Here is an 18,897-nt window from a genome sequence, read left to right as displayed (position 1 = left end):
TGTTGACCCTTGCTAGCGTGCCGTCAAGCCAAACCTGAAAGGCCCGGCCTCCAAGTGATTGTCGTCATAAGACCGGATGGAAACACCTGCCATGCGCACGATTTTTGTCATGTTCGATTCTCTGAACCGCGAGGCGCTTGAAGCCTACGGCGGAACTGCTGTGAAGACACCCAATTTCAACCGTCTTGCAGCCAAAGGTGTCACTTTTGACAATCACTATGGTGGGTCTTTGCCGTGTATGCCGGCTCGGCGGGACATTCACACTGGCCGCCTCAATTTCATGCATCGTCCTTGGGGGCCTCTGGAGCCGTTTGACAATTCCTTTGCGCGTCAGCTTGGCGAAGCTGGCATCTATACCCACCTCGTGACCGATCACATGCACTATATTGAGAATGGCGGCACCGGTTACTGCTCTGCCTATGAAAGCTTTGACATTATTCGGGGGCAGGAGCATGACGCGATCAAGGGAGTGGTGCATCCTCCGCTGGATGCGTTGTCGGCACAGTTTGACGCCCGCCATTATCCTCTGGACAAGTTGGCATCCAATCATGCGCCGACCATGCAAACCAGCGAAATTCTGGCATGGCGGCGCATGCGCCACGCAGTCAACACGATGTTCGTCAAAGAAGAGAAAGACTTTCCCACCCCGCAGGTGTTCGCGAGCGCATTCGAGTTTCTCGATTTGAATAAGGAGGCAGATGAGTTTTTCCTTCAGATCGAGTGCTTCGACCCGCATGAGCCATTCTGTGCGCCGGATCGCTTTCGCGAGGCGTATGCAACAACGCCTCAAGGCAAGGTGCTCGACTGGCCAGCCTATGAAAAAAGCTCCAATGACGAGGGCGAAATCAATGATGTCCGGGCCAACTACGCAGCGCTCGTTGCCCAATGCGATCATTATCTTGGAAAGTTGCTCGACTGGATGGATGAAGAAGGGGCATGGCACAACACCTGCCTGATTGTCACGACCGATCACGGTTTCCTTCTGGGAGAGCACGAGTGGTGGGGCAAGAACAAAATGCCTTACTACGAGGAAATCTCACATATCCCGCTTTTTATCTGGCATCCCGACCATGCGAAGCGCGGAGGGACGCGCAGTCAGGCGGTCACCCAGACACCGGATCTGGCCCCGACATTCCTTGATCTGTTCGGACAGCCCAATTTTGCTGAAGCCTGCGGTCACTCTCTGCTGCCAGCCTTGACCGGCGAACGGGATCAAGAGAGCCGAAGCGTCATCTTTGGCATGTTTGCTGGGCCGATTGGTGTGACGGACGGGAGCCATGTCTACTACCACTATCCGGTGAAGGCCGACGGCGAGGGCTTCCATCTTTACACGCTTGCTCCTTCGCATATGGTGCGTATGTTCAGTCCCGAAGAGCTGCAACAGGCGGAGCTGGTGTCCGGTTTTGATTTCACCAAGGGCGCACCGGTCTTGCGGCTTCCCATGGCGCCTGACAACGGTGAGGCCGGGCTTGATGCCGTACGCAACCGCCCCAAAGAAACCCAACTTTTCGCGCTTGAGACCGATCCTGAACAGCGCGAGCCCATCTCAGATGACCAACTGGTCGAGCGCTTCTGTCAGGACATCACCGATGAGCTGATGCGTCACGATGCGCCCGAAGAAATTTACACCCTTTACGGGCTTGAGAAATACCGGCGTGAAGGCGCGCCATAAAGCAGCAATGCCGGTCCGGGCGCGAGGAGGCGCACTGACAAGGCAAAAACAGCGAGGCCTTGTCCGAAACGGGAAGGCCCCGGATCCAAGGGAGGACCAAATGAAGCCAATTTCATTCATTCGTACGGCCGTGATCGCCGGAGCAACCGCGGCTGCCTTGTGCAGCCCCGCGTCAGCCGAGTATCCAGATCGCAACATCCAGAACATATTCCCGTGGGGCCCGGGGTCCGCTATGGCGGTCAGCCAGATCATCTCCGAAGCCATCAGCACGGAACTGGGGGTGAACATCAATGTTGTTTCCACGCCCGGCGCGGCAGGGGTCAAGTCCTTTGATACGGCCATGAAGAAACCAGCAGATGGCTACACCCTGATTGATGGCTGGGTCGCTCCGCTTGTCCTTCAGCCGATGGTTGGCAATGCCGATTGGACGCACAAGGATTTCATCCCCCTCTGGTCAGCAACCGCGGTGCCTTTTGCCATCGTGACCCGCAAGGACGAAACGCGCTGGACCGATTTTCCCAGCTTCATCCAGTATATGAAGGAAAATCCGGGCAAGCTGCGTTATTCTTCCGGTTCCATCGGCAACATTCCGCATATGGTGCTCGCCAAAATGATGCAGGCCAATGATGTATATGCCCGCAACATTCCCTATCCGCAGGATGGTGATGCTTTCAAGGACCTGCGCGGCGGACTGCTTGACTTTACCTTCAACAACCCCACCACTTACCGCTCCAACTCCGATGCCTTTCAGGTGCTTGCTGTCCTGACGGAAAACGAGAAAGATCGGGAGATGTTCGACAATGCCCCCCTTGTTGGTGAATTCGGCACCGAGCTGGGACTGTCCGGATTGTCTCCGACGGGTTGGCATTGGTATCTGGTGAAACAGGGCACGCCTGATGATGTCGTTGCAAAATTGCGCGATGCCATGAAAGCGGCCCTGTCGCGTGAGGATATTCAGAAGAAGCTGAGGGACACCGGCTTCGTGCCCACCATGTATCCGCCGGAGAAATACGACGAGATCGTGGGTGCTGTTGGTGAACAACTGAAATCCGCCAAAGAAGCCATTGCCTGGGAACAGAAGAAAATCTCGGGTAAATAACCACCGAAGCGAAGGGAGGGAGCATCAATGACGGACAAACGCCTGAAAATATGGGGCCACTGGATCGTCCTCTTGACCATGTTCGGTATTGTTGGACTGGTGTTCCAGCAGATTGCAACCTCCCTTACAGAACAGGGAGTCGCCTCCGGTGATGCTCTGTTCAATGCGGCGCTCTTTCCGCGCTATGTTGCGCTTGTCATGGCCGGCCTTGGAGTGATCATTGCCTTACAAATGCTGATTGCCGGTGTGCCTGAGGATGAGGAAGTAGCGCAAGATGAAATGCTGGACGTTCCCGAACCCAAGAGGCGGCTGAGATTTCAGGAGATCATCATTTTCGCGCTGGTGCTGCTGTATCTTCTGGCCCTAGAGCCTTTGGGCTTTCATCTCACCTCGGTCCTTGTCATTGGGGCGATGTTCTATGTGCTCGATGCAAGGCCTTGGTATCGGGCATTTCTGGCCAGTGTGGCACTGACCCTGATCAGCTCCTTCATTTTCGAAGGTCTGCTGAAGATTGTCCTGCCGCTCGGATATTTCAGCTTTTCCATCCCCTACCACTTGCTGGGTCTGTAAGATATGTTTGATCTTCTACTGTCCGGTGTTGATCTGGTTGCCACTCCGTCGGTCATTCTGTTAGTTGCGCTCGGCTGCGCTGGTGGTCTTCTCGTTGGCGCACTTCCGGGTCTTGGCCCCCTCATGGGCATCATCCTGTTGTTGCCTGCTGCATTCTATCTGCCGCCCGTTGCCGGCATGGGCATGTTGATCGCCATTTACGTCGGGGGCTCCTGTGGTGGTGCCATCTCGGCGATCTTGCTGCGTATTCCCGGCACGCCTCTTGCTGCAGCGACGCTCTTGGATGGTTACCCTCTTGCCAAAAAGGGACGCGCAGGGGATGCCATCGGCGTCGCCATCTCAGCGTCCGCCATTGGCGGTATGTTCGGTGGGGTGATCCTGGTCTTCTTTGCACCGATGCTGGCCAGCATCGCCGTGAATTTTGGCCCGCCAGAATACTTTGCCCTCGCCGTGACGGGGCTGATGGCTATAGCGGTGGTCTCTTCGGAATCGACAACTAAAGGACTGCTGACCGGATGTCTGGGCATCCTGATCGCCGTGGTTGGCACCGACCCCATGTCAAACGCCCAACGCTTCACCTTCGGAGATTCCAACCTGTCGGGCGGCATCCATATCGTGGCCATTGTTGTTGGTCTGTTTGCCATCTCCGAGGCCGCTTATCAGATCGAAGAAGGCCGATTGTCAGCGACACCAAAGGTGCTCAACGCCAAGGTCTCCTTCCGATCTCTGTTTCTGACCTTAGGCCATCGCTGGAACCTGCTCCGCTCTTCAATCATCGGCACCTTTTTTGGTGCCTTGCCCGGCGCCAGTGGCATCATCGCGTCCTTCACCTCCTATGCCATCGCCAAGGCACGGGCGAAGCCCGAAGAGGCTTATGGGCAAGGCGCTATAGGCGGCGTGGTCGCGACCGAATCCTCCAACAACGCCTGTTGTGGTGGTGCGCTTATTCCCACATTGGCACTGGCGATCCCTGGCGATTCTGCCTGTGCCGTTCTGATGGGCGCCTTGATGCTGCTTGGGCTGCAACCCGGCCCGCAGCTCTTCTCACTCAGTGGCGATGTGGTCGGCGGGGTGTTTCTGGCTTACCTACTCGCCAACGTCTTTCTGTTTGTGCTCGGCATTCTGATGACGCCGATCTTTGTCTCCGTGCTCAAACTGCGCAAGCAATATCTGGTGCCCTCGGTGCTTCTGATGTCGATGATCGGCGTCTATGCGATCCAGTCTTCGGTCTATGATCTCTGGATGGCCTTTCTGTTCGGTATCGTCGGATATGTGCTGCGCAAGTTCCAGTATCCGCTTTCGCCTATCGTGATTGGTGTCATTCTCGGCCCCATCGCCGAGGGAAATCTGCGGCGTTCACTTCTGCTCTCACAAGATGGCCTCTCCATTTTCGCCGAACGTCCGATTGCCATGGCCATTTTGTTCATTGATCTCATCGTGATCCTTTGGGCGATTTTGCCAAAGGAAACAAGACGCAGACTTCTTCCCGGAAGGCGACTGTCGCCCTCGGAGATGCAAAATGCTTCAGCAGACTGAAGCTCCTTTCGAGCTGCTTTCCCAGCCTATGGCGATCACGGGCAAGTCGCCTCTGTGGGATGAAGCCCGCTGCTGTGTCTGGTGGATCGACATTCAGGCTCAGCGGTTGCTTGCTACGACGCAAGACGGGTCCAGCCGAGTTGTTCCTACGCCCTCACAGCCCGGTTTTGTGACATTCGCCGATAGCGGGCGACTGGTTCTGGGGCTCGAAGACGGTCTCTGGACCTATGCTCCCGAAAACGGGAACTGGGAACAGCAATCGGATACGGAAAGTGACCGCCCAACAGTGCGCCTCAATGATGGCCGGCCGGACCGACTCGGTCGCCTATGGTTCGGCTCTATGGATATGACCCTTTCCGGGAAAGCCATCGGACGGCTCTATCGGCGCGATTTTGATGGCAGTATTCACGTGGTCCGTGAGGGAGTGCAGATTCCCAATGCGATTGTTCCGTGCGGGAGCGGGCAGGATCTATTGTTCACCGATTCCCCGAGCGGTGTTTTGGAAATGCTTGAAGTCGATCCGGCGACCGGTGCGGAAATCAGCTCCCGAACAATCTACCGCACCAATCCGGGTGATACGCTTGATAGCGCCTGCATGGATGCAGATGGAAATTTCTGGGTTGCGGTGGTTGGCTCGGGTGCGGTGTTGCATCTCTCCCCATCCGGTCGTCTCCTGGGGCGGCATCAGGCCCCTGTCTCGCGCCCGACGGCGGTGACAATCGGCGGCAAAGACGGCTCGAGCCTGTTCGTGACATGTCAGCGGCGTTTTCTTGGACCAGAGGCACTTGATGAGCAACCCGCCGCTGGTGGCCTTTTAGTCAAACAGCTGCCCGTGCGTGCCGGACCAATCTGTCGAGTGTCCGGGTTTTGACGTCATGGAAGACTTAGTCAATTCGAGCAAAGTGCAACAATTTCAGCAACCAGATGATCGATGGGCGAAAGAACCCGGCATCATAACCTCCTGAAACAGATATCAATTACGATACCTATTTCAGTTCCATATGAATAATTTCTCGCGGGTCAGTTCTCAGTGGCATTCGACCTCTCTTCGCAAATTGCCCTATTTGGAGCCACACGCGCTGACGGGGAACAACTCACTGCATGACCCTACCAGTTATCAAGTTGTGCACGTTGTTCAGCAGTGAGCGGGCTCACTCCACCAAGAATGGCGGCATTGATGGTCATTTTGGCGGAGGCTTCCAACAACTCCATTTTGTCGAAAGCGTCGAGCATGGACTTGCCGACGGTGGTAATGCCGTGGTTTTTCATGACGATAACATTGCTGTTCTCGGCAGCTTTACCAACGATCACTGAAAGCTCTTTGGATCCCATCAGGGCGTATGGGGCATTCACAACATTCCCCAAGACCAAATAGGATTCTGCGGTGAGAGTCGTATTGATGTCCTTATCGACCGCCGCAAAGGTGGACGCCATCACCGGGTGTGCATGCACAACGGCTTTGACGTCTGGACGACGGCGAAAGATTTCCAGATGCATGCCCGTTTCAATGCTGGATTTGAGATGCGGTGTCAGGTTCTCGCCATCAATGGTCACAAGCCCGATTTCACCGGCTTCGATCACCCCCTTATCCAAACTGGACGGCGTGATGATCACATGTTTTTCATCGAGCCGCATACTCAGGTTGCCACCCGAGCACGTCGTCAACTGGTTCTGATAAAGACGCCGCATGAAGTAGGCAACGCACTCTCGTTCAGTTTTGAAGTCATTATAATTCATTGTATTTCCTCGTCTATTGCCTGCTTCTCTCGTCGCAACAGTTTAAGATTTCAATTAAGCGGAAACGAGACTTGTTCGCTCGCATTTGTTTGCTTCTCAGTCCTCAGTTTCTGCTGATACCGCTGGTGTTGCCGCCATATACCGTCCAGTTGCTCACGGATTCCCCTGTAGAATGGGAAATGAGCCTCGTAGATCCAGTGGGCGTTTGATTGCGGCTGATACGTCTGGTTGGAGCATTCGAACCGGCCTGCGATGTCGCCGAACGACAACTCGGGGTGAGCGCACTTGCAGGCGAAGAAGGCAGCCCCCTTAGCGCAACTCTCCGCTTCATCGAAGGTCAAAACGGGAAGGCCCGTGCAATCCGCGATAATCTGGGGCCATACGCCTGATCGTGCTCCCCCTCCCGACAAAAGCAAGCGGCCCTTCAAGTCGCCGATACAATCCTGAATCGAGAAGGCGACACCTTCGTAGACAGCCTTGAGCATGCACCACTTGTCAGCGCTCTGGTTCAGCCCGAAGAACTGAGCTTTCGCACCGGGGTTATTAAAAGGCGCACGTTCTCCTGCTTCGCTGATATAGGGATGAAAGATGATTCCTTCCGGCACGGGCGGCAGTGCTTTGACGCGCCGATCAATCTTTTCGAACAGGTCAGTGCTGCTCTGCTCTTCAGCGCTCAGAAGGGTTTTGATGGCCCAGTCCAAACTTGGTCCGCCAGCCATGGATGCTGTAACTTTGATATATTTTTCACCAATCGCAAAACACTCGAAACCACTTGTGGAGCCTTGTTCAGTCTCCGCCAATCGGGTCACCGTCTCACAACAACAGGTCGTTCCGAGGATAACGCAGCTATCGCCCTCCGACTGCGCCCCCATGCCAATGGCGGTTCCGACGATGTCGAGAGCGCCAACAGCTATCGGCAATCCGGCGGGAAGACCGGTTCGTTCAGCCACTTCCGGCAGAAGGTATCCGCCGCATTCATAGCTTTCCTTCAGATCCGGCAGCCAATTGGCGGCCTCGCTGATACCAAGCTGGCTAAACAGGTCCACGGCCCAATCGCGCTTGCCCAGATCCAGCGTTGACGTTGACGCATCCGTATAGTCACTCAGAATCTCACCACAGAGGCAGAACCGTATCCAGTCTTTGCACCAGAATACATGTCTGACTTTATTGTAGGTTTCGGCTTGATGCTGTTTCAGCCAAGCGAGAATGACACTGGTCGCACCACTGAAGGGCACGCTGCCTGTCGCCGCTCGAAAGGCCTTGAGTATTGGTTCGTTGGCGCTCCATTCGCGCGCGGTTTCATTGGCTCTGCTGTCATTCCATTGAATGGCGGGCCCGACGGGCTTTTTGTCTTCGTCCAGTGCCCAGAGGCCTTCTCCTTGGCCATTCACACCAAGTGCGCATACCCGCGCGGCGTCGACATCGGCAATCGCCTCAACAAGAACTTCACAACAGCGTTCGAATAGGCCGACCATGTCGGTTTCCGAATGGCCCGGAACACGGGTCTCTTCAGGGTTGCGCCGGGAGGCAACGCTGAGCACGTCCCCGTGATCGGTAACAAGCAGGGCTTTGACATTTGTCGTGCCGACATCCAGTCCAAGTACCAAATCTTTTTTCATTGTCCTGACCCAGTCATTCTCGTTGCGATTGTTTTTCCGTTCCCTGCCGCCTTCGATTTTTCAGAAGACCGCGAACTTCGGCTTTTCACCATTTTCAAAATCGTGGATCGAGCGCATGACCATACGCGTGTGATGCTGAACCACATTGCGGCTGGCGCCTGCGATGTGCGGGGTCATCGTGAGGTTGGGGGTATTGATAAGCGGATCATTGGACCGCAGTGGCTCATAGGGAAAGACATCGACTGCAGCGCCGGCAATCTGCCTGCTTTTGAGCGCCTGCCTCAGATCATCGTAATTGACCAGTGACCCGCGGGCCGTATTGATCAGGTAGGCCGAGGGCTTCATGGTTTTGAAAACTTCGGTGTTGATGATATGCCGGGTCTGCTCGGTTTCCTTTGCGTGCAGGCTGATCACATCGGAGCCTTCGATAAGCTCCTGAAATTCAACGAGCCTGTAGCCCTTTGATGCCAACGCTTCCTTGTTCTGGTACGGGTCATAGACCAGTATTTCCATACCAAGGGCCTTGGCCTTTTCCGCCACAAGGCCACCGATAAAGCCAAGCCCGACAAGTCCCAGCGTGGCCCCGGCGATCTCCAGCGAATTGTAACGCTCATAGGGGATGTAGGGCAGATCCGAGTGGATCCAGGTTACATCCTTGCTGCCGCCGTCAAGAGGATCTCCCTCAAGGACAATCGTGTGATCCCTGATTGCTTCCATGGATTGCGGGATCTGTCTCGTTGCTGCCATCATCAGCCCGATCGTGAATTCCGCGACAGAATTGGCATTTCTGGAAGGCGTGCTGCAAAGAAGCAATCCCTTGTCTCTGCAGTAGTTCAGATCCACATTGTTAGGCGTTCCACGCGCACATATGACCAGCTCGAGACAGTCTGACGCAGCCAGCACCCGTGCTGTTGCCGGTGATGAATTCACCAACAAGATGTGGGGTTGGTGAGATGCCATCAACTCAGCAAGAGCAACCTCGGTCAGCTCATCGCATTCTCCCGTCGCCGCCCCTGCCATCAGCAGATCGTAGTTCTTGGAAAGATACTCTTTCCCGTCTTCTTCCAACTCGCAAACCAGTAATACGCGTCTCATTTTTTTCATTCCCTAAAACACAAGCATGCAGTGACGCTCTCCGGGGCCGAAAGCACCGCCCCGGAGAGGCCGTCTCAAACGCGCAAGCTTGCCAGTTGCTCGCGGCAGAGCTCGGTGGCTTTTGACAAATTCTTTTGCAGGATCAGGTCTTTTCCGATGCGTATCAGTGACCGTTCGGCAGTAAGGCGGATCTCGCCTTCCCCGATCGAGGTGAGGTCGAGAACCTTGGTGTCACCCACAACGCGCCTGATGATCTCCATACCCATGCTCGCGGCAGCATCCCGAAGAACAGACGCCGTGTACCATTCCCTGAAGGCGGACGAGCGGGCCGTTGGTTCAACCACGTTCTTCTCGAGCGAAGCCATGAACTTGGCGGTAAAGAGGTTGATGATGTCTGTGATCGTCTGGGACGACCAAGCAGCAAAGGTCTGGCGGATGGCCTGATCAGCCTCGGTTGCTTCTGCATTCGCCCATGCGAACACCAGATGCGCCAGCACATTGCCCAAGTCGTATCCAATGGGGCCAAAGAACGCGAACTCGGGATCAATGACCTTGGTCCCCGCCTGATTGCAGAAAATCGAACCGGAATGAAGATCGCCGTGAATGAGAGCTTGCGCGTTGTTCTTGAAATTGTTCTTCAGTTTGCCGACGTCCAAAAGCAGGGCTTCATCGTCATAAAGATGCTCTTGAACAAACTGCTCATTGCCAACGGAAATGATGTTCCGGCTCTTGTAATCGATATATGGCTCGGTAAAGACAAGATCCTCGGAAATATCGCACAGATCGACATTCACAAACTGCGCAGAGAGGCGTTTCTTCTCACCTGAATTCATCACCAGGTCCGTGGTGGGGACCATCGTATCCACCATGAAAGTGCTGATGTTTTCGGCCAGATGCGGAAAGGTAATCCGCTTGAGCAGCTCATAGCGCAGATTTTTGAATTCAGAGATATCCTCCATGACCAGAACACACATGGTCTCATCATATTTCAAGACCCGCGGCACAAGATCAGGGGCCAGCTTCGATTGAATGTCGAGAATCCGGGCCTCGATCCGGCTTCTGGACACATCCAGCGGGCGCCCGGATGAACGGAGCAACACGTCGGCGTGCTTGAGCACGAGGGACTTGCCGCTCTTCTCATCGACGACACGAAAAACATAATTGATATTGCCGTCAGCAATCATGCTGGAGGTGAGCTGCGCATCTTCATCAAAATAATCCAACTGTGTCCGGGCATATTCTATGGCGTCGGTGTCGGTCATTTTGAAATGGGTTTCGAACTTGGTCATTGCGTCTTCTTCTTTTCAAAGATGAGCTTGCGAGAAATTTGATTACCAGTAAGCGGTATCGGAAAGGCTGAAGTAGCGGTTCAGATCCTGAGGAGCGAACGGCCCCTTGTCCGTGATAACCGCACTGACGAGCCCTGCTGGCGTCACGTCAAAGGCCGGATAAAAGCCCTTCACGCCGTCAGCGGTATTCTTGACGCCATTGAAGCTCAGGGCCTCGGTAGGATCACGTTCTTCTATTCGGACATCGTTTATGGTGAGCAGTTCTTTGTCAGGAATGCCCGTGACGAAATAGGGAACGCCGAAATGATGGGCGACGATGGCAATCTGCAGCGTACCAACCTTGTTGACGATATGGCCGTCTCTGCAAATGCTGTCGGCGGCGGATGTAAAGACATCAATGCCCTTGGTTGCCATGACCGTGGCCGGCATGTTGTCGGTGATCACCGTCACATCAACGCCCTGATCATTCGCAACGCTTGCAGTCAGCCGCGCCCCTTGAAGGAAAGGACGGGTCTCAGGGCAGAAGAGTTTGACATTCTTGCCCTTGTTGCGAGCCTCCCGCAGCATCGTGCCAACGATTGTTTCGCCATAGCACTGGGTCATTACTGTGCCATTCTGAGGCCACAGAGAAACCAGATACTCGGCCACCTGACTGATCTTGGCATAGCGCCGGTTCATTGAATCAATCGTGTGGTCGAGCACGGCCTGATCTGCCGCCCTGCCCTCTTCCAAGGCCGTTCTGGCAACGTCGAGACAGCCTCCCGTTATGAGCGTCATCCGATTGACGGTGGTTGGGCGCGCATGGGAGAGCGTATAGGCCGCCTTTTTCAGGTGGCTTAGTTGCTCGGCTTGTGGTCGGCCACGAACCTCATGGCAGGCAAGGGCCATCCCCATGCTGGCTGCGGTGTAGGGCCCTGCGCTTTGGGTCACCATGTCGGCAATCGCCTGGGCAACCTCTTCGTGCCTGACGCATTCGACAAATTCGATTTTTCTGGGGTAAACGCGCCGGTCTAGAATACGGACGGATCCATTTTCGTACCAAGCAACATTTTCAAAACGCAAAAGGAAACCGAGGTCTTTATCTTGTCTTTCCAAGACGAACTCCTTTCTGCAAACTTGAAGCGATCACGCAAATTGCGGGATTTAAAATCCTGTAGGCGGGGAAGGACGCGGGAGTTATTAGTCTCAAAGCCGCGTCCTTTTTTCTTAAGACGTTCAGTCGTCTAGGCACCAGCAGCCGGTGTCGGCTTGATTTTGGGTGCTGAATTGCCAAGGAAAATTGCAAGGCTTGCAAAGACGATCATCAGGATCTGATAGATGCCGTAAGGCATGATCTCGACCGGTGAAATTTTCGCCAGACCTGCAGCCAGAAGCAACTGCCCGCCATAAGGCAAGAGCCCCTGAAAGCCAGCCGCAAAGATATCAAGCAATGCCGCCGTTTTCGTTGGATCGATCTCATATTCCGCAGAGATGTCCTTTGCCAGAGGGCCCGCGGCCAGAATAGAGATGGTGTTGTTGGTCGTGGAGACCGTGATCAAGGACACAAGAGCACCAATGCCGAACTGGCCGCCGATCTTGCCTTTGACCATGCTCGTTACTGTTTTCAGAAGGTAGTCGATCCCGCCGTAGTATTTCATCAGCCCAACGAGACCACCAACGACAACGGCGATGATCGCCAGATTTTCCATCCAGCCCATGCCGCGCTGAAGAACGTCGAGCATTTCAACCAGATTGAAACTGCCATTGAACAGGCCAACCGCAACACCCAGTCCAATGCCGATCCCCAGCACAGCCATGACATTCCATCCGATCAAAGCCGTGATGATAATTGCTGCATAGGGTATGATGTTGACGAGGCTGTAAGATCCGGATTCAACAGATACGCCTGAAGATATTGGAATCATTGCCAGAATGATAACAGTACAGATAACAGCGGGTAGGACGATAAGACCATTCATCTTGAACTTACCGCGCAGGCTTACGTCCTGCGTTTTCACGGCCGCGATGGTCGTGTCCGAGATAAAGGACAGGTTGTCACCAAACATCGCCCCGCCGATAACGGTAGCCATGACCAGCGGCATATTGGCACCTGTCTGCTCCACAATCCCCACGCCGATCGGGGCGAGTGCCGTCACCGTTCCCATGGATGTCCCCATTGAGAAGGACAACACACAGCCAATCAGAAACAGGCCCGGCAAGATCATATTGCTTGGCATGGCCGACAAACCAAGATTGACGATTGAACTCACCGCCCCCATGGCATCGGCTACGGAGTAGAATGCGCCAGCCAACAGGAAAATAACGACCATCAGAATGATGGTTTCCTCGCCACCAGCCTTTGAGAACAGCATGACTTTTTCATCAAAACTGGTTTTTTTATCCAGACGGTCCAGGCAAAGAGCCACACCGAATGCAGCCATGAACCCAACCAACAAAGGCATCGCGCCAAAGTTGCCGGTCGCAACACCGGTAAAGATGTAGATTACCAAGAAAAACAGCAGAGGCAGTAGCCCCTTGGCATTGGATTTTGGTGTCATGATTTCCTCCCAAGACACGTCCATTTTGGTCACCACGCACAATTGTCTTTGAGACGAAACGTGCGTGGTTATTGATTTATTTTTGAGTTCGGAATTGATTCACCGGGGATTCTGGCCTGCCTTTCAGCGGTTCTATTCGCTAAAGTTTCACAGAGATTTCCAAGTCTGGTGCCTAGACGGCCAGCTTGAGTATCGCGACAATGTCGTCGTGAGCGAGCTTCCTGAAACGGCCGATCGCATCGCTGCGGCCCAATGCCTTGGATGCCATTTCATCAAATCTGTCCGTTGGCACTTTTGCATCGGCCAACGAGATCTTCAGATTCAGGGAAGCAAAGAAATCTGCTACGGCCTTGATGGTCAGATCAGCGATTTCATCCTTGCTCCGACCGTTTGGATCAATTCCGAATACTCTGGTGCCAAGGCGCGCAAAACGATCCAGATCGGTGGACTTCACATGCTTCATCCATGCAGGGAAGATGATCGCCATCCCCGCACCATGCGTGATATCGTAAAGGGCACTAATCTCGTGTTCGATCCGGTGCGAAGCCCAATCTGACTGTCGACCGGCGTCCAGAACCCCATTGTGAGAAATTGTGGCCAGCCACATAAATTCAGCGCAATAATCGTAGTTTTGCGGCGCCTCAAGGATCTTTGGAGCAAGGGCAATAACCGCCTGCATCGCCCCTTCGAGGAGATGGTCACTGAACAGACAGAATTTTGTTGGCGTAAAGTAACGCTCGAACTGATGCGAGAGAATATCTGCAAGCCCGCTGGCCATGAAGAATGGCGGAATGGTGAAGCACATCTCGGGATTGAGGATCGAGAATTCAGGCACGATCAGGGCATTGTCGATACCGTATTTGGTATCATCAGCCTCATTGGTGATGATGCTGCTTTCGGACATTTCCGAACCAGAGCCCGGAATGGTCAGAATGGTCCCGACTTTCAGGGCCGTTTCAGGCTCAGCCTTGCCGGTATAGAAATCCCACACATCCCCTTCATAGGGCACGCCGAGCGCGATGGCCTTGGAAGAGTCAATGGCACTACCGCCACCAATTGCGAGAATGAAGCCAATCCCTTCCTTGCGGCAAAGAGCGATGCCTTCCTTCACAACAGACAATCTAGGATTGGGAACCACACCATCAAACAGGACAGGTTCAACACCGCTTGCTTTCAGAGAGCCAACAATGCGATCGAGAATTCCATTCTTTTCCAGATAATCGCCACCATAATGAAGGAGAACCTTATCCGCGAATGGCTTCACCTGAAGGCCGACTTCATTCTCTTTTCCTCTACCAAAAACTATTTTCGTTCTACTGCAAAAATTGAAGTCTTCCATGGCGTTTCTCGATTTTTCGGTTGCTTGTTGAGCGGCTTATTCTTCCGGCTTGGCGTCAGAACAGACGTGCAGTCCAAGCCCGGTTTGTCGAATTGGTTCCAGCAGATCTTCCGCGACGGCAGAATCCAGAATGATCTCGTCTAGCTCGTCGAACTCACAGATTTTGTGAGTGGCAGGTTTTTCGAATTTGGTATGGTCGATAACAAGCGTCGATCGACCGGATCTTTCGATCATGAGCCTGCGGATTGCGGCCTCACCTTCGTTGTTGTCCGTCATTGCGAACTGCGGGTGGATGGATGTGCAACTGACAAATGCCATGTCCGCCGCGAGCCCTCGAAGCGCGTCGAACGCAGCTGGGCCGACAAACGACCAGGTTTCTTTTCTGAGATGTCCGCCAATGCAAATCGCCTCGACACCCCCTGTTTCGGGAACTTCAGAAATGATCTTTTGGGAGTTGGTGATAAGAAGGACGTTCTTTTTCTGCCTGAACAGCTCACGCGCGATAAACAATGCGGTTGTGCTGCTGTCGAGCATGACTGTGTCGCCGTTTGAAATGTCGCCCACTGCCTTCTGACTGATGAGACATTTCTCTGCTGTAAAGAATGTTTCCCGCAACGTGGCTGGGACTTCTTTGTCAGATCCCTTCAAGAGATAGGCGCCACCATGCACTCTCCTGAACGAGAGGGTTTGGCTCAGGCTGTCCAAGTCTCGGCGGATCGTTTCCTCCGAGACAGAAAACTGCGCGCTGAGCTTTGAGACGACGATACTTCCGTCTTCTTTCAGGTGGCGTTCGATTTCCTTGAGTCTGTCTGCTTTCAGCATTTTGGTGAATACCGTCCGTTTGCTCTCATTTCTCACATTTGCACACATTTTCCCACATTCTCCTATTCGCAGATTCCCTTATTCGGGCATATATGCGACAAATTCCCACATTATGCCAACGTACATATCAACAGTTCTAAATATATTTTGGGTGAAACAGAATAGTTTTAGGTGTCAAATCGCGCACTAGAAGCCATCTGGGCGCGCGAAACTCGGCCCACGGCGCGAACGGCAACATGGTGCCGATTGCCCGAATGGAATTGGAATACGCATCCAACCAATTTTGCTGATTTGGTCCGTAGACCTCTGCTTGCTGACGGGCAGAAAATTTGGGGGCGCTTCTGCATCAATCTCCTGAACGATGGGGTCATTAAGCAACTCGGCAGCAAATCGGGACGGAAAATATGAAACTCTTACTCATATTTCAACAGCCATTTTTTCCCAGAAATGCGCCGATGGCGTTCGTTCGTAGAAGCGTTCTAAATCATATAGATTGACAGAGCGGCACCCTTTCCTAATTTATGAGTACGTAACTCATAAATAACTCACAACCAACAGCACTGTCAGAACGTGCCCAACTGCCTCCCTTCCCGGAAGGCGGAACGGAGAGGCTTTGTCTTGTTGGTTGGGGTGTTAACCGCTGATCAGATGAGCTGCGCTTTCTGTCAGCCACTTGTCTGGTCACAAAGGACGCAAAATGCTGGCTACTCTCGTCATTGGCCTGCGTGAAGGGTTGGAAGCCTCGCTTATCGTTGGGATCATCGCGGCTTTCCTCAATCGAAATCATCAAAGCATGCGGCCGATGTGGATTGGCGTCCTGTTGGCTATCTTGATTTCCCTTCTGGTCGGCGTAGGCCTGCACATGGTCGAAAAGGCCCTGTCCCAAGCCCAGCAGGAGGCGCTGGAAACGCTGATTGGCGTCGTCGCAATCTTCTTTGTGACTGGCATGATCGCGTGGATGAACAGCCAAGGCGGCGCGATGAGAGGCGAGCTTGAAGCAAGGGCCGCCGCGTCCCTTTCCAAACCGGGCTCCTACGCACTGGCCAGCATGGCCTTCCTCGCAGTCCTCAAAGAAGGTTTTGAAACCAGCGTATTTCTTCTGGCGACCTTTTCCGTGGCGCAATCCGCAGCTTGGGCCGCAGTCGGCGCAACACTGGGGTTGTTGCTGTCAGTCGTGATTGGTTGGGGCATCTATATCGGTGGGGTCAAAATCAATCTCTCCCGATTTTTCCGCATAACGGGTGCCTTTCTTATTCTGGTGGCCGCGGGCCTGTGTGTTTCCACCTTGCGAACGGCGCATGAGGCTGGTTGGCTCAATGCGGGCCAGCAACAGATACTCGATCTGTCGTGGCTTGTCGCAGCCGGGACCATGCGCTCTGCGCTGATAACAGGAATGCTGGGCATCCCTTCCGATCCCAGACTGATCGAGGGACTTGGCTGGTGTCTCTATCTGGTGCCTGTTGCGCTCTTCATCTATTGGCCGCAATCCCATCGACCGGGTCTGGTTGGTGCAGGCCGGATCAAGATCGCTGTTGCTCTGCTATGCCTTGCTGTTTCCGCATTGCTTTTCCTTCTCTCGCCAACCCCTTCGATCCGACTTCCGAACACCGCAGCAAGAGTGATGGTTCGCAAGGCTGATGTCGCCAGCGCCAGCCTTTCGGATCAGGGCGCTCTGGTTCTGGCACGACCCGACAACACCGGCAAGCTGACGCTGCCCCTCCCCCAGTCTGAGGCCACCCGCGGTGAGCATGACGGGCTGGCATCCCGGTTGTGGGATATCATCAACAAAAGCGAGCCGTCCGGTTTGCCTCAAGAGTTGACCTATTCTGAAATCGTCAAATTGTCAGGCGGCCGCAAGCCCATCGGCCTCAACCCGACGCGTTATCCCGGCCCCTATCATGTCAGTTGGGTGCACACGCTCAAGGCAACCGTCTGGACGACCAACGGCATTCTGCTCGATGCCTCTGGGCGAAATGCGCTGACGATGACCCTCTCCGATGGTGGATTGCAATCCCCCAGAACCCTGAGCGTGCGCTCGATACAGCAGGATCTGAAAACCGATCTGGTTCTGCCTGTGGGGCGTTGGCATGTCAGCGAAGACCACATCTCGCGTGTCCAGACAGCTCTCATCAAGTTCAAGATCGATCAGGATGAGTGGATGTTCTGGGCTCGTACTCTGCCCTCCATTCTAGCCTTCATTTCCCTCTTCCTGGCGTTGTTTGGCGCCCGGAATCTCGTTCAAGCCCGACGCCTCGCTCCGGAGCGTTTTCATTCCAACATTGGCCAAGACGCCGAAGCCACTGCAGCAAAAGGACATCATCATGCAGCGTAATTCTTTATCCAAAACCATTCTTGCCACCACATCCCTATCCACGTTTCTGATCCTCGGCGGCTTAAGCAGCGCACTTGCAGCCGCGGAAGTCGAACAGGTTGCCGTCACCCTGACAGATGACAATGGCGGTGCCTGTGTGCTCGACAAATCCAGCGTCGAGGCAGGTCCCGTCACCTTCTCCGTTACCAACAAGACAGCCACGGCTCTCACCGAAGTCGAATTGCTGAACGGCAACCGCATTATCGGGGAGAAGGAAAACCTTGCTCCGGGCCTACCGACTGTGGCCTTCACGGTCACCCTTGGTGGCGGCAATTATGAAATCTATTGCCCGGGTGCGAAAGAAGACAAGGTTGCTTTCAGCGTAACCGGTGAGGCAGCTCCGCGCCCAACCGGCACGATCTCCAAGATCCTTGAAGAAGGCACCGACGGCTACGCCCAATATGTCAATGAAACGATCGACGCCATGGTTGTTGCCGTTTCCCGCCTCAAGGACGACATCGATGCAGGCGATCTTGAAAAAGCCAAACACGACTATCCGCTGGCGCGCCCATTTTATGAACGCGTTGAATCCGATGTCGACGGCTTCGTGCTCGATGGCTTTGACGCGACAGACAACCACGGCAATCTTGACTATCTGATCGATATGCGTGCCTCCAATATCGACCCCGAAGTTGGCTGGCATGGATACCACGCCATCGAACGGGATCTGTTCGAGGCGGGCAAGATCACGGATCAGACCAAGGCCTATGCTGCCGAGTTGCTCAAGAATGTGCAGCTGCTCGACGACGTGTCTCCGACCCTTGAGTATCTGCCTGAAGATCTGGCCAATGGTGCAGCGGACCTGCTCGAAGAGGTTCAGAACACCAAGATCACCGGCGAGGAAGAAGCCTACAGCCACTTCGATATGCTCGATTTTGCGGGCAATGTGGAGGGCGCGCAGCAGGCTTTTGCCTATCTGCAGCCGGGCATGGAAAAAATCGACGCCGATCTGTCCAAGCGGGTCAGCGCAGAGTTTGAAAAGGTCCGGACCCTTCTGGACGGATATCGGGATGCCTCTGTTCCCGGTGGCTACAAGCTCTATTCCGACGAGCTGAGAGCGGAAGACACCGTCAAACTGAGCCAGGCAATCCAGTCACTGCAGGAGCCTCTTTCCCGTATCGCGGAAAAAGTCGCAACCGCTGACTGATTGCGCCCTAAGGCTGCCGTGTCCCCCGGCAGCCTTTCCGGCCCTGCGAGACCTGCTCCAAAAG

The 18,897-nt window shown here is 54.3% G+C and carries 15 protein-coding genes; 7 read left to right on the top strand and 8 right to left on the bottom strand.

Annotated elements, in window-relative coordinates:
• Positions 1-91 precede the first annotated feature (91 nt).
• The 5 genes from CPH65_RS13105 to CPH65_RS13085 all read left to right on the top strand — a co-directional run bounded on the left by CPH65_RS13105 (position 92) and on the right by CPH65_RS13085 (position 5,748).
• On the top strand, positions 92-1,672 hold the full coding sequence (locus CPH65_RS13105; RefSeq protein ID WP_096173861.1) for a sulfatase: 1,581 nt from the start codon (positions 92-94) through the stop codon (positions 1,670-1,672).
• Between the two features lie 100 nt (positions 1,673-1,772).
• A complete protein-coding gene (locus tag CPH65_RS13100; RefSeq protein WP_096173860.1) occupies positions 1,773-2,771 on the top strand; it encodes a tripartite tricarboxylate transporter substrate binding protein in 999 nt (332 codons plus the stop codon).
• 27 nt (positions 2,772-2,798) lie between these two features.
• On the top strand, positions 2,799-3,341 hold the full coding sequence (locus CPH65_RS13095; protein ID WP_096173859.1) for a tripartite tricarboxylate transporter TctB family protein: 543 nt from the start codon (positions 2,799-2,801) through the stop codon (positions 3,339-3,341).
• Between the two features lie 3 nt (positions 3,342-3,344).
• Positions 3,345-4,877 carry a tripartite tricarboxylate transporter permease gene (locus CPH65_RS13090; protein ID WP_096173858.1) on the top strand — a complete coding sequence of 511 codons (1,533 nt, stop codon included), beginning with the start codon at positions 3,345-3,347 and terminating at the stop codon, positions 4,875-4,877.
• Positions 4,861-5,748 carry an SMP-30/gluconolactonase/LRE family protein gene (locus tag CPH65_RS13085; RefSeq protein ID WP_096173857.1) on the top strand — a complete coding sequence of 296 codons (888 nt, stop codon included), beginning with the start codon at positions 4,861-4,863 and terminating at the stop codon, positions 5,746-5,748. The genes CPH65_RS13090 and CPH65_RS13085 overlap by 17 nt, the downstream gene beginning before the upstream one ends.
• 236 nt (positions 5,749-5,984) lie before the next feature.
• On the opposite strand, the gene CPH65_RS13080 is transcribed toward CPH65_RS13085, so the two are convergent.
• From CPH65_RS13080 to CPH65_RS13045, 8 genes are all read right to left on the bottom strand, one after another.
• Positions 5,985-6,614 (bottom strand): class II aldolase/adducin family protein, encoded by a 630-nt coding sequence (locus tag CPH65_RS13080; protein WP_096173856.1) that lies wholly within the window; start codon positions 6,612-6,614, stop codon positions 5,985-5,987.
• Positions 6,615-6,664: 50 nt separating this feature from the next.
• A complete protein-coding gene (locus CPH65_RS13075; RefSeq protein WP_096173855.1) occupies positions 6,665-8,233 on the bottom strand; it encodes an FGGY-family carbohydrate kinase in 1,569 nt (522 codons plus the stop codon).
• A gap of 60 nt (positions 8,234-8,293) precedes the next feature.
• Complete coding sequence (locus tag CPH65_RS13070; protein ID WP_157747676.1) at positions 8,294-9,328, bottom strand: NAD(P)-dependent oxidoreductase; 1,035 nt, start codon at positions 9,326-9,328, stop codon at positions 8,294-8,296.
• A gap of 74 nt (positions 9,329-9,402) precedes the next feature.
• Positions 9,403-10,617, bottom strand: a complete 1,215-nt coding sequence (gene mtnK, locus CPH65_RS13065; protein ID WP_096173853.1) for an S-methyl-5-thioribose kinase — start codon at positions 10,615-10,617, stop codon at positions 9,403-9,405.
• A gap of 42 nt (positions 10,618-10,659) precedes the next feature.
• On the bottom strand, positions 10,660-11,712 hold the full coding sequence (locus tag CPH65_RS13060) for an S-methyl-5-thioribose-1-phosphate isomerase (RefSeq protein WP_096173852.1): 1,053 nt from the start codon (positions 11,710-11,712) through the stop codon (positions 10,660-10,662).
• Between the two features lie 128 nt (positions 11,713-11,840).
• Positions 11,841-13,154 carry a Na+/H+ antiporter NhaC family protein gene (locus CPH65_RS13055; protein WP_096176399.1) on the bottom strand — a complete coding sequence of 438 codons (1,314 nt, stop codon included), beginning with the start codon at positions 13,152-13,154 and terminating at the stop codon, positions 11,841-11,843.
• A 172-nt stretch (positions 13,155-13,326) separates the two neighbouring features.
• Positions 13,327-14,493, bottom strand: a complete 1,167-nt coding sequence (locus CPH65_RS13050) for an iron-containing alcohol dehydrogenase (protein ID WP_096173851.1) — start codon at positions 14,491-14,493, stop codon at positions 13,327-13,329.
• Positions 14,494-14,529: 36 nt separating this feature from the next.
• Positions 14,530-15,315, bottom strand: a complete 786-nt coding sequence (locus CPH65_RS13045; protein WP_172891518.1) for a DeoR/GlpR family DNA-binding transcription regulator — start codon at positions 15,313-15,315, stop codon at positions 14,530-14,532.
• A gap of 697 nt (positions 15,316-16,012) precedes the next feature.
• On the opposite strand from CPH65_RS13045, the gene efeU reads away from it, so the two are divergent.
• Together efeU and efeO are read left to right on the top strand one after the other, a co-directional pair.
• A complete protein-coding gene (gene efeU, locus CPH65_RS13040) occupies positions 16,013-17,647 on the top strand; it encodes an iron uptake transporter permease EfeU (protein ID WP_157747675.1) in 1,635 nt (544 codons plus the stop codon).
• The gene (efeO, locus tag CPH65_RS13035; RefSeq protein ID WP_096173848.1) at positions 17,637-18,833 is read left to right on the top strand and encodes an iron uptake system protein EfeO; all 1,197 of its coding nucleotides are present in this window, start codon (positions 17,637-17,639) and stop codon (positions 18,831-18,833) included. The genes efeU and efeO overlap by 11 nt, the downstream gene beginning before the upstream one ends.
• The last annotated feature ends 64 nt before the right edge of the window (positions 18,834-18,897 follow it).

Source organism: Cohaesibacter sp. ES.047 (assembly GCF_900215505.1).
GTDB lineage: Bacteria > Pseudomonadota > Alphaproteobacteria > Rhizobiales > Cohaesibacteraceae > Cohaesibacter.
Note: the sequence above shows the minus strand (reverse complement) of the source record. Positions and strands in the feature narration are given on the sequence as shown.